Here is an 11267-nt window from a genome sequence, read left to right as displayed (position 1 = left end):
AACGAACGCCGAACTGGCCCCTCACCTAACCTTTCGCTTCGCGGCGCTTCGCTAGCCCCGAAGCTCGCCTGTTTGCGTAACACGTTTCTCGCGGGGAGAGGGACCTGAATATCGTGCGCCAGCGTCAGGCTCCCTCTCCCCGGCGAGAGACTTGTTTTGCGTTTGGCTCTCTTTCCGGGGAGAGGGTCGGGGTGAGGGGCCAGATTTGCACCTGGGAATAGGGGCGTCATTATTGCTTAACGGCATTGCGCCTAGCCATGGGCGTTCCTGCACAAAATTCAAGACTCCCCGCCCAGACTCCCCGGATCGACATCAAGCCAACGGTAGAACGCCTTGACCTCAGCGAACGAGTGGGTGCATGGCGGGATGGATTTGCCAGGAGCGTTGAGCATTTGGCCGAAGACCTTGCCACCTGCGGCCTTGTCGGCGGCTTCGATCTGCGTTCGCAGCATCGCGGCAATGGCGCTGACGCTGGCGAGGGTTCCAGACTGGCGGAGGGAGAGGCTGGAAGGAGTCATGCATGGAGCCTACACAGGACATCGTGACGATTCCAAGCAAAGGATGCGGAGATCATGAGCGAGGGAGGTTCATGGCGGTAAAGGCTATGGCAAACACAGTAGCAGCAGGAAGAAGGTGGATGCGCACCTCGGTGCCGGCGAAGGTGAAGATGCGGAAGGACCATTTCATGCTGATGGAGGTTACGCCTTCGGCTGTTTGGATGGATCGTAATAGATGCGCACCTCGGCGTCCTTGATGCCGAGGATTTCCTGCGCACGACGCAAGGCGTTGCGCGTGGCGAGGTTGGGATTCGTGGGGCTGGCAGGGAAGATGTTTTCTTTGCCGACGACTTCCACCAGGCCGGAATCACGCAGCACGCGATAAAGATCCTTCACCACTCCGCTGATGATAAGATCGCGGCCATCGGCGCGCAGCGCGCGCACCAGCTCCTCGATGGCCATTGCGCAGGTGGCATCCAGATGGCGGGCGTTCTTGAGCCGCAGGATGATGATGCGCAGGTTGGGATCGACGCACGAACGCTGAATCTGGGTGCGGAACAGATCGGCGGAGGCGAAGAACAATTCGCCCTCGACATGCACAATCGAGATCGCTGGATGCTGGCGTCCGCCCTGGCGTGCCTCGGTGAGGTGGCCCTCTTCATTGAATTCGTATTCGACGAGCGAGGGGCGGCTGGCTTTGCGCAGATAAAGCACGATGGAAACGCCGATGCCGACGAAAATGGCGACGTGCAGCGGCAGCATCAGCGTGGCGATCAGCGTGATGACAAACACGAGGGCATCCGAACGCGTAGATTTGACGGAGATGGTGATGTGCCGCCGGTTGAACAGTGACACCGCCACGCACACGACCAGCGTGGCCAGTGCTGAACGCGGGATGTAAGCCACCGCGCCTCCGAGCGTCAGCGCGCCGATGAGGCAGCACAGGCCGTTCCACATGCTGGCAAAGCCGGTGCGCGCCCCTGAGGCGTAATTCAAAGCAGAGCGTGTCAGCGAGCACGAGGCCGGCATGCCACTGAGGTAGGCGCAGGCCAAGTTCGCGGCACCGAGCGCCAGCATGTCCTGGTTCGGGTCCACGCGTTGATTGGAACGACTCGCGAGTGTTTTGGACATGGCGCTGTTTTCCAAAGTGGCGAGAAAGGCGATCGCGAGCGCGAGGCCGAACAGGCGGCTGAAGTCGGGCAGCGTGCTGCTGGAGATGAAATCGGGGAAGGGCGGCAGCAGTTCGCTCCAACTGAAGGTGGCATCGCTGAAGGTCGGCACAGGATGGCCGAACGCTCCTGGAATGAGTGCGAGCAGCGACACCGCGATGAGCGTGGTGGCAAACGCCGGCCAGCGTGGCAGCCAGCGCTTCATGCTGAGGTAACCAGCGAGCGTCAGCACTGAAAAAACAATGCTCAGCCACTCGACGTGACCCAGATGCGTGAGAATGCGCTGAACGTGTCCTGGAAACGTGATGATAAGACGTCCGCTGGAATGCAGCGACTCGGCCGGAATGCCCAGTAGCACCGGGAGCTGGTTCACCGTGATGAGCATGGACGCCCCGGTGACGTAGGCGACGACGACGGTGCGGCTGATGAACTGCGTGAGGTCCGCCACGCGCAGAAACGCGCCCGCAATGAGCAGCGCCGCCGTCAGGAACACCAGCAGCGGCATCATGCCCAGGCGGTCGAGCTGCGGATTCGCCGCGAAGTAGGAGAACACCATGAACGCCGTCGCATTCGTCGGCCCAAAGACGGTGTGCCGCGAAGAAGACAGCAGCGGCCCGACCAGTGCGGCGATGGCCGAGCAGGTGATGCCGTATTGCAGCGGCAGCCCGGCAATGAGTGCGTAAGCCATGCCCTGCGGGATGCTGAGCAGCGCAGAGGTAACGCCTGCTCGTAGATCGGCGATGAAGCTGCGCCTGCCATACCCAAGCAGCGACCGCCGTAGCGGAAACGGATCGAGCGCACTTTCGACGACGACCGTTTGCAGCATGACCTGCCCATGACGTGTGAGGTCACGCAGACGCTGAAACCAGGCTCGTAGGTGCGGCAACAAGAGAAACTCCTCGGAAAACGATGCGCCCATGCTAGACGCGGCAGTGTGGTTCACAAGTTTTGCCACGCGCAGATTTGCCGCAGAGAGGCAAAGAGGCGGAGGGTGCAAAGATTTCATTCCTCTGCCATCTCTGCTCCTCCGCCCCTCTGCGGTAAAAATCAGCATGCCACAGAGCTGACGTTTGCCGCTGGACTCAGTTCATCTCGATACGCACACTCCGCCCATGCCTGAAACCGATGACGCAGCGATTCCCGAGTTGGTCGAGCACCCCATCGGCCCGGAACTCGATCTGCACACCTTCCGGCCCGATGAAATCAGCAGCCTGCTGCCCGAATACTTCGCCGAGTGCCGTCAACGCGGCATCCTTCGTGTCCGCATCATCCACGGCAAAGGCAGCGGCACGTTGAGAACGGGCGTGCATCACCTGCTCGCGACGCTGCCGGAAGTTCAGCAATGGATCTGGCCTGCGGATGAAACCAGCGGCTCCTGGGGCGCGACGTGGGTGGTGTTGAAGGAGTCGAATTGAAAACGCCGTGGCGAGATCGGTGACGGTGCCACCCACGAAATTGCGGCTTGGAAAGGCGGCTCCGGTGGTTAAAATTCCGACTGGCTGGGTGATGGCATCTACTTCTGGGAAAACGATGCCGAGCGTGCTGCCCACTGGGCAAGATCGGTGCTGGGGTATTTCCGGGTGAAAGGGGCGGCGGTGAGCACCAGCAACGCGACGCAGGGTTAATCGCGGCACGACTGCGGTTGTCGGCGATTTCGTGAGCGCTCGGGAAAAAGCCGTCGTTGGCAGGCGTTTGCACTCCCACATGCATCCCACACGCCTTCTTATCGTGTCGCTTTTCGCGACGAGTTCCTTGGCCTCAGCCGAAACCACCACACTTCCTTCCGGCTGGCATCAATTCCGCGGGCCAAACCGCGATGGCATCTCAGCGGAGACCGGTTTGATGAAAACATGGCCGGTGGAAGGTCCGAAGCTGCTGTGGGAGATCAAGGGCGCGGGTGGCGGCATGGGATCGGTGACGGTGGGGAAGGGGCGCGTGTTTGTGGTGGGCAATCGCAAGGAAGGCGTGTCGCTCACCGCATTCGATCTGGCGACGCAGCAGGAAGTGTGGAGCACGGTGATCAGCGACAAGCGCGACCAGCCGAATGGCGCGCCGACGTTTGATGGCGAACGGCTGTATGCCGTGAGCAAAGACGGCGTCCTGGCCTGTTGTGATGTCGAAAGCGGTGAATTGCTGTGGCGGAAGAGCTACACAGCCGATCTTGGCGGTCTGATCATGAGCGGCTGGGGCTTCAGCGAGTCACCGCTCGTCGATGGCGATCTCATAATTGGCGTGCCGGGCGGCAATGAGAGCATCGTGGCTGCGATGGACAAGAAAACGGGCGCAGTGAAGTGGAAATCATCGCTTCCAGCCGATGTGGGCACACGCGGCAAAGATGGCGCGGGTTACACGGGCGTGGTGATCTCAAATGGCGGTGGCGTGAAGCAATACATCACGCTGGTGGGCCGCGGACTGGTCAGCGTGCGTGCCAGTGATGGCAAAACGCTCTGGACTTACAACGCGGTGGCCAATGGCACGGCGAACATCCCGACGCCGCTGGTGTGGGACGATTATGTGTTCACGTCGTCCGGCTACGGCACGGGTGCGGCGCTGCTCCAGCTCAAGAAAGACGGCGATGGAGTGTCTATGGAAGAGAAATACTTCCTCAAAGCGGCCACCTTCCAAAACCACCACGGTGGCATGGTGCGCATCGGCGACTACATTTACGCCGGCAGCGGTCACAACAATGGCATCCCGGTGTGTCTCGAATGGAAAACCGGCAAAGTCGTGTGGGAGCAGAGCGAGCGTCCTGGTCGTGAAAGCGCCGCAGTGATCAGTGCGGAGGGCCAGCTCTATTTCCGCTGGCAGGACGGCACGATGGGCCTCATGGAGGCCTCACCGAGCGGCTACAAGCTGCAAGGCACCTTCAAACTGCCCGCTGTGAAAGGCCCAAGCTGGCCGCATCCGAGCATCCACGAGAAAAAGCTGCTCATTCGCGCCCAGGACCAGATCTTCTGCTACGACCTGGCGGCGCAGTGACGGAGATCAGTCGTTCTTCTGCTTTTTTCTCTCGTTCCCCTTCGGCTTGCCGCCGTTGGGGCTGAGGCGTTTCCACCAGTCGGGGCCTTCGGCGTCGATGGTGGCGTTGTGCTGGATGAGCTGCGTTTTGAGGGCGGTGAAGCGTTCGGTTTCCTTGTCTTTGAGGTCGGAGGTCTCTTTGGGGTCCGATTTGAGGTTGTAGAGTTCGAACTCGGTCAGCTCGGCATTGGCGAGGATTTTCCAGTCACCGACGCGCATGGCGATTTTCATGTTCGGGGCCATGTGGAGACGCCAGAAGAGCGGTTGGGGCCGTTCGAGCTTCGTGGCGGTGCCGTTGAGGGCGGGGAGGGCGTTGACGCCATCAAGGGTACGACCAGCGGGCGCTTTGACGCCGGCGATGCCGAGCATGGTGGGAAAAATGTCGCTGCCGATGACGGGAACGTCGCAGGTGGTGGCCGGTTTGATGTTTCCAGGCCAGCGGGCGAGGCCGGGGACGCGGATGCCGCCTTCATGCATGTCGCGTTTGCGACCACGCAGGCCGCCGCTGCTGCCGCGTCCGGGGGATTTGATGCCGTCGCCTTCGGGGCCGTTGTCGGAGGTGAAGAAGACGAAGGTGTTGTCGGTGAGTTTTTGCTCGTCGAGTGACTGCATGAGCATGCCGAAAGCGTGATCCATCTGGGTGACGTTGGCGTGATGCTCGCGCTGGACGTCGTCGGTGAGATCGGGGTAGAGCGCTTTGAACTTGGGGTCGGATTTGATCGGGTAATGCGGCTCGTGGGTCCAGACGGCCAGGAAGAAGGGCTTGGAGGCATCGCGCTTGTCTTTCAGCCAGGTGATGGCCTCACCGACGACGAGCGGTGCGGAGTAGCCTTGCATTTGGCCGACCGGTTGGCCGTTGCGGGCGAAATTGTTGGGGTTCTCGTGCGTGGGGCCGGCGTTGTTTTGCGTGGCCATCCACCAATCGTAGCCGTGGTCGTTCGGCTGCGGCTGCGCGGGGTTGTTGAAGAGGCCGTTGAGGTGCCATTTGCCGCTGTGGCAGGTGGTGTAGCCCGCGCCTTTGAGCAATTCGGGCAATGTGTTTTCACTCGTGCGCAGATGCACCTCCGCGCCTTCGGCGATCCAGGTGTACACGCCGTTGCGATGCGGTGTGCGGCCGGTGAGCAGCGCGGAACGCGATGGACTGCACACGGCGCTGCCGGAGTAGCATTGCGTGAGTCGCACGCCTTGTTGCGCGAAGGCGTCGAGGTTGGGCGATTTGATGATGGGATGGCCAAAGCAGCCGAGATCGCCGTAACCGAGGTCGTCGGCGAGAAAGAGGATCAGATTCGGCTGCGCCGAGAATGACGAATGCAGAATGGCGAAAGACGAAAGGATGGTGAGCAGGAGGCGCATGGTGGTGGTTGGAACGACGGGCGGAGAGGCGATCCTTCCTCGTCATGGAGACGATTTGAGTCTTTGGAGTGCCTTGGCGAGCGATTCGCGGGTTCGTTCATCTTTTTCGGCGGCCAGATGCTTTTCGAGGATGGGGACATGCTTCCTTGCGCCCATCGACTTTTCAAAGGCCTCGGCGGCTTCCCGGCGGACCCACTCGTCTTCGTCGGAGAGGCCTTTCAGAGCGGCGGCGAGAGCTTCATCTGGCGGCAGGCAATCCAGCCAGGAAAGATAAGCCGACCAACGCACCGCACTGTGCGGATGTGCGATGCCTTCGCGGACGAAAGGCAGTCGTTTCTCTTTGGGATCGATCTGGCAGAGCAAATTATGAAAATCGCCGAGAGGAGACGAGTGCAGGTATTTGTCCTTCATGGCTTCTGGTTTCGCGGCTTCATCCAGAACGAAACGCAGACGTTTTGTCACGAGTTCCTGCGTGCCCGGAGGATTCAAGTCACCCATGAGGATGGACGCTTGGTTCACGCCCACATCTTTGTCGAGAAAGCGGCTGGCGATGAGAGGGCCTAGGGCTGGTTCTTTCCAGTCTGCGTCGTCGATCAGCGCACGAGCGACCTGGCACCATTGATTCCACTGAGAGGCCGGACAGGATTTCAGCCCGGCAAGGCAGGATTCCTTCAACTGGGCGATCTCGGCCTTCGTGGCCTTGTGTTCGTCATCGTCCACGAGTTTCAGCGCCCAGCGCAGCGTGCCGGGAGTGGGTGGGATTTCCTCGATTACACGCCAGCGTTTGGAGAGCGTGCGAAAATGACCGCCGGGAAGCGAAATGCGCGTCGTGGTGAGCCATTCCTGGTCTTCATCGGAGTACTTGTAGATGAGGGTGTCTTTCTTGCGCGAAGCGGGCTGGCCGAGCAGAGCGATGACTTCATTCTCACCCATTCCCGGAACCAACCATCCGGCGGGGTCGCGGTCCGTGGCGTGTTTTTGAAACGCAGCAGCCCATTCTGCGGCGGATTTGGTCCCGGCATTTTTCAGCGTGACGCTTTCAGTCAGGCGCAGGTAGCTGTCTTGCGACATGGGGATGTGGGTCCATTCAAAGACTTGGAGCAACACGCTTTGGCCGAGCACTTGCATCTTCTTGAGCTGGCCGTCCTCCAGCAAGTCGTAGGCCCGCAGGCAGCCTTGATCGGGGACATAGACGCGCAAGGCCACCGCACCGCAAAGACAGATGCCCTCGTCGAGCCAGGGCTCGTCCTGGAGCATGATGACGGCCCAGGTGGCCGCGTCGGAGCCGATGGTGTAGTAGCGGCTGGATTTTCGGTTCACACTGCCGACCGGGCCGCCATACACGCGGGTGCCGAGCGGTGCGCGCTTGTCAGCGGTCTTCACGGTGATGCCCGGATGGTCGGGATAGGCAAAGCGCACGCGGTCATCCTCGAAGACGTTCCATTTCGCGATGGTTTTCATCTGGAACAGCCTGCCGAGGTCGGAGTCCTTTTTGACACCGGTTTCTTCAAAGACGGTGGACCCGAGCGGGGATTCGTCGTCCGGCTTCTGCCCGCTCTCGATGAGGAGATAGCGCTCACGCGGCACTGGCGGGTCGGCGGCCATTGAGGCGATGGTGGCTGCGAGGAAACCACTGAGGATGGCTGTATGATTGAGGCACATGCCGATGGATCATAGCAAACCGGGCGGCTGGATGTCCACATTTCAATGGGGCAATTGCCGGAAGCTGGCGAAACTCGCGGTTGGCGTGCGGCGTTCTTTGTGAGAGCATCCGCCCGCTTTTCCCCACATGAAGACACAAACCGCCTTGTTGTTGATCGCCACCGCTTTGACCGCGCATGGAGGCGAATTGTCGAAACCCATCGAGATGCTGCGTGCGGTGCAGAAAGAGGGGCAGGGGAACGAGGCTGCTGGCAAGGCCTGGCAGGAGATCGTGAAGGGGGATGCGGCGAATCTGCCGGAGGTGCTGAAGGGCATGAACGGGGCGAATGCGCTGGCGGAGAACTGGTTGCGGGCGGCGGTGGGCGTGATCGCGGATGAGGCGCTGAAGGCGAAGAAGCTGCCGGTGGAGGCGCTGGTGGCGTTTTTGAAGGACACGGCGAACAGCCCGGGATCACGGGTGGTGGCGTTTGACCTGATCCAGCGTGCGGAGGCGAAGCTGGTGGAGGATTTGACGCCGACACTGCTAGAAGACCCGAGTTCGGACCTGCGGCGGCATCCGGTGGCGAAGCTGATCGAGGCGGGGAATGCGGCGCTGGAGAAGCAGGACAAGGAGAAGGCGATTGTGGCCTTCGGGAAGGGCCTAAGCGGGGCGCGGGATGAGGATCAGATCAAGGAGTTGACGAAAAAGCTGCGCGAGCTGGGCCAAAAGGTGGATTTGCCGAAGCATTTCGGCTTTTTGATGAACTGGAAGCTGATCGCGGCCTTCAGCAATGCGGATCGCGGTGGTTTTGACACCGTGTTTCCGCCGGAAAAGGAGCTGAAGTTTGATGCGAGCTATGAAGGGAAGATCAAGCCGGCCAAATGGCTGGATTTCACGAGTGCGGATGAGTACGGGAAGATCGACTTCAACAAGCCCTTCGGCATGGAGAAGAGCGTGGTGGGTTATGCGGCGACGGATTTTTTCAGCACCGAGGATCGCGCGGCGGAGATCCGCATCGGCTGCAAGAACGGCTGGAAGGTGTGGCTGAACGGCGAGCTGCTCTTTGCGCGGGATGAGTATCACCGTGGGGCGAAGCTGGATCAGTACAAGCTGCCGTGTCAGCTCAAGCAGGGGAAGAACACGCTGCTGGTGAAGTGCTGCCAGAATGAGCAGACGGAGCAGTGGACGGTGGAGTGGGAATTCCAACTGCGCGTGTGCGATGCGACGGGGACGGCGATTCTGGCAGCGAAGTAACCTTTGAATTCGATGATGAGCATGAAAACGATTTCCATATGTGCGGTGATGTGTTTGACGGTAGGTTTGGTGCGTGCGGACTGGCTGCAATTTCGCGGGCCAAATGCGACGGCGGTTTCTACTGAGGCAAAGGTGCCTGCGGAGGAGTTGAAGATCGCGTGGACGGCGGAATTGCCGGGACGCGGGCTGTCGGCACCGATTGTGGTCGGCGACAAGGTCTTCGTGACGTGCTCCAGCGGGCCGGGGCAGGAGACGCTGCATGTGTTCTGTTTCAACGCGAAGGATGGGTCGAAGAAATGGGAGCGTGCGATGCGGGCGACGGGGCGCACGATGTCGCACAACAAGACCTGCGTGGCGGCGAACACGCCGTGCAGCGATGGGGATCGGGTGTTTGCGCTGTTTTCGTCGAATGACCTCTTCGCCTTCGATCTCGACGGCAACCTGCTGTGGTTGCGCGGGCTGACGCTTGATTATCCGAACGCGAGCAACAGCCTCGGCATGGCGCAGTCGCCGGTGGTGCTGAATGGGACGCTGGTGGTGCAAAGTGAGAATGACAGCGAGTCCTTTGCAGCGGGACTGGATGTGGCCACAGGACGCAATCTGTGGAAGCTGGATCGTCCAAAGGCGGCGAACTGGTCGAGCGCGACGCTGTGGAAGGGCGCGGTGGCTTTGCAGTCGAGCAAGGGCATCCTGGCCGTGGAGTCGGCGACGGGAAAGACCGTGTGGAACTACACAGACGGTGCGAGCACGACTCCCTCCAGCGTGGTGACTGGCGAGGTGCTGTATGCGGTGTCACACGGCATCACCGCGCTGGCGCCGGAGAAAGGCGCGGTGACGCAGCTCTGGCGCAATGAGAAGCTGAACCCCGGCACGGCCAGTCCGCTGGTACTGGGCGAGCACCTTTACGTCGTGAACGGTGCGGGGGTGTTGATCAAGGCGAGTCTGAAGAATGGCGATGAGTTGTGGAAGCTGCGATTGAAGGGGCCATTCAGCGGATCGCCGGTGGCGGCGGGCAAGCGTATCTTCATCGTGAATGAGCGCGGCATTTTCCAAACCATTGATCCCGAGGCACCTGAAGGCAAGGTGACGCAGGAGATCGAGCTGAAGGAGACCGTTTTGACGACGCCGGCGATCTCCGACGGTGCGATCTATGTGCGCAGTGACACGAAGCTCTGGAAGCTGCAATGATGCCGACAACCGACGATCCCGCGCAGGAGCCCGAAGAACTGGATGTTTCGACCGACGTCGAGGTGGAGCAGGAGACGTCTCGTGCTTTAAGCAAAGAAACACGCCAGGTGCTCCTGGCGGTGCTGCTGGTGGCCGCGTTCATGGCGCTGGCGCATTTCACACCATTGAAGGCCTGGATTACGAACGTGCAGGCTTGGAAGGGCCTTGTGCGTGACTTTGGATGGGGCGCGCATGCGGTGTTTGTGGCGGCTTGTGCCCTGGTCGTGATGCTGGGAGTGCCGCGATTGCCGCTGTGCGCTGCCGCGGGGCTGATTTTCGGCTTTGGCGAGGGCCTGGGGCTGTCGCTGGTTGGATCGACGCTGGGATCGTATGGAGCGTTTGTGTTGTCGCGACATGGATTCCGACGCGCGGCCGAATCTCGTGCGGAGAAGTGGCCGTGGCTGAAAAAGTTGCTCAAGAAGCCTTCGATCATGCGCGTGTTCTGGGTGCGGCAGTTGATGGTGCCCGGTCTGGTGTTGAATGTGTTGCTGGGCATGACGCCCGTGCGCCACAGCCGGTTTCTTCTGGGTACTCTACTGGGGTACATGCCGTTGAATGTGGCGTTCAGTCTGGTGGGGAGCGGTTTGGGCAAAGGGAGTCTCGCGCATACACTCATGCAGTTGTTGGCAGCGATGGCGGTGATCAACATCGCTGCGTGGCTGGTGTATCGAATGATGAAGAAGCAGCGTGGCGCGTGATCATTCGTGCTCGGATGATGGTTGAACATGAAGTGTTGCCTCATCAGTTCATTTAACCATCATATGCCGTGTCGAACACACGAAGCAGCGATCGCATCACGACCGGTGACGCTGCAGGCCTTGTATATTAAGGGTTGCAGCCGCAACGAAGCATTTTCATTGAATGTGCAGGCATAGGCTTCACCGCAAAGATTTAGGCAGATGTCAACTCACTGAGGGAGCTAAAATTGAAAAAGTTTCACGATGAGTTGCGGCTTTCGAACAAAAAACTTCAAAATGATATTGCACGGTCTCCGAGTTGTACTAGTCTGCCAATCCGCTAGCGAAAAACAGCGGCTGAGACAAGGAAGCGCGAGACGCAAAAAGCGGCTCGCATTTCCCGAAAATCAGAAACGATCTTTCAGAAAAC

The 11267-nt window shown here is 60.3% G+C and carries 9 protein-coding genes; 5 read left to right on the top strand and 4 right to left on the bottom strand.

Annotated elements, in window-relative coordinates:
- Positions 1-278: 278 nt before the first annotated feature.
- Positions 279-518 carry a hypothetical protein gene (locus ACKVY0_RS15660; RefSeq protein ID WP_409215759.1) on the bottom strand — a complete coding sequence of 80 codons (240 nt, stop codon included), beginning with the start codon at positions 516-518 and terminating at the stop codon, positions 279-281.
- A 180-nt stretch (positions 519-698) separates the two neighbouring features.
- Positions 699-2621: a SulP family inorganic anion transporter gene (locus tag ACKVY0_RS15655; RefSeq protein ID WP_409215758.1), complete on the bottom strand. Its 1923-nt coding sequence runs from the start codon at positions 2619-2621 to the stop codon at positions 699-701.
- A 157-nt stretch (positions 2622-2778) separates the two neighbouring features.
- Here ACKVY0_RS15655 and ACKVY0_RS15650 point away from each other — a divergent pair, with 157 nt between their 5' ends.
- Positions 2779-3081: a Smr/MutS family protein gene (locus ACKVY0_RS15650; protein WP_409215757.1), complete on the top strand. Its 303-nt coding sequence runs from the start codon at positions 2779-2781 to the stop codon at positions 3079-3081.
- Between the two features lie 289 nt (positions 3082-3370).
- Complete coding sequence (locus ACKVY0_RS15645) at positions 3371-4645, top strand: PQQ-binding-like beta-propeller repeat protein (protein ID WP_409215756.1); 1275 nt, start codon at positions 3371-3373, stop codon at positions 4643-4645.
- 6 nt (positions 4646-4651) lie between these two features.
- Here the strand turns inward: ACKVY0_RS15645 and ACKVY0_RS15640 are convergent, their stop codons facing one another.
- Positions 4652-6037, bottom strand: coding sequence for a sulfatase (locus ACKVY0_RS15640; protein WP_409215755.1), 1386 nt, complete (start codon positions 6035-6037; stop codon positions 4652-4654).
- A 42-nt stretch (positions 6038-6079) separates the two neighbouring features.
- Positions 6080-7699 (bottom strand): HEAT repeat domain-containing protein, encoded by a 1620-nt coding sequence (locus ACKVY0_RS15635; protein ID WP_409215754.1) that lies wholly within the window; start codon positions 7697-7699, stop codon positions 6080-6082.
- Positions 7700-7826: 127 nt separating this feature from the next.
- Between ACKVY0_RS15635 and ACKVY0_RS15630 the strand changes: the two genes are divergently transcribed.
- The 3 genes from ACKVY0_RS15630 to ACKVY0_RS15620 are packed head-to-tail and all read left to right on the top strand — an operon-like array spanning position 7827 to position 10858.
- Positions 7827-8933, top strand: coding sequence for a hypothetical protein (locus ACKVY0_RS15630; protein WP_409215753.1), 1107 nt, complete (start codon positions 7827-7829; stop codon positions 8931-8933).
- 21 nt (positions 8934-8954) lie between these two features.
- Positions 8955-10121 carry a PQQ-binding-like beta-propeller repeat protein gene (locus ACKVY0_RS15625; RefSeq protein ID WP_409215752.1) on the top strand — a complete coding sequence of 389 codons (1167 nt, stop codon included), beginning with the start codon at positions 8955-8957 and terminating at the stop codon, positions 10119-10121.
- Positions 10118-10858 (top strand): TVP38/TMEM64 family protein, encoded by a 741-nt coding sequence (locus tag ACKVY0_RS15620; protein ID WP_409215751.1) that lies wholly within the window; start codon positions 10118-10120, stop codon positions 10856-10858. Before ACKVY0_RS15625 ends, ACKVY0_RS15620 begins: the two co-directional genes overlap by 4 nt.
- Positions 10859-11267 lie beyond the last annotated feature (409 nt).

The sequence above is a fragment of the Prosthecobacter sp. genome, assembly GCF_046154365.1.
Taxonomy (GTDB): domain Bacteria; phylum Verrucomicrobiota; class Verrucomicrobiia; order Verrucomicrobiales; family Verrucomicrobiaceae; genus Prosthecobacter.
Note: the sequence above shows the minus strand (reverse complement) of the source record. Positions and strands in the feature narration are given on the sequence as shown.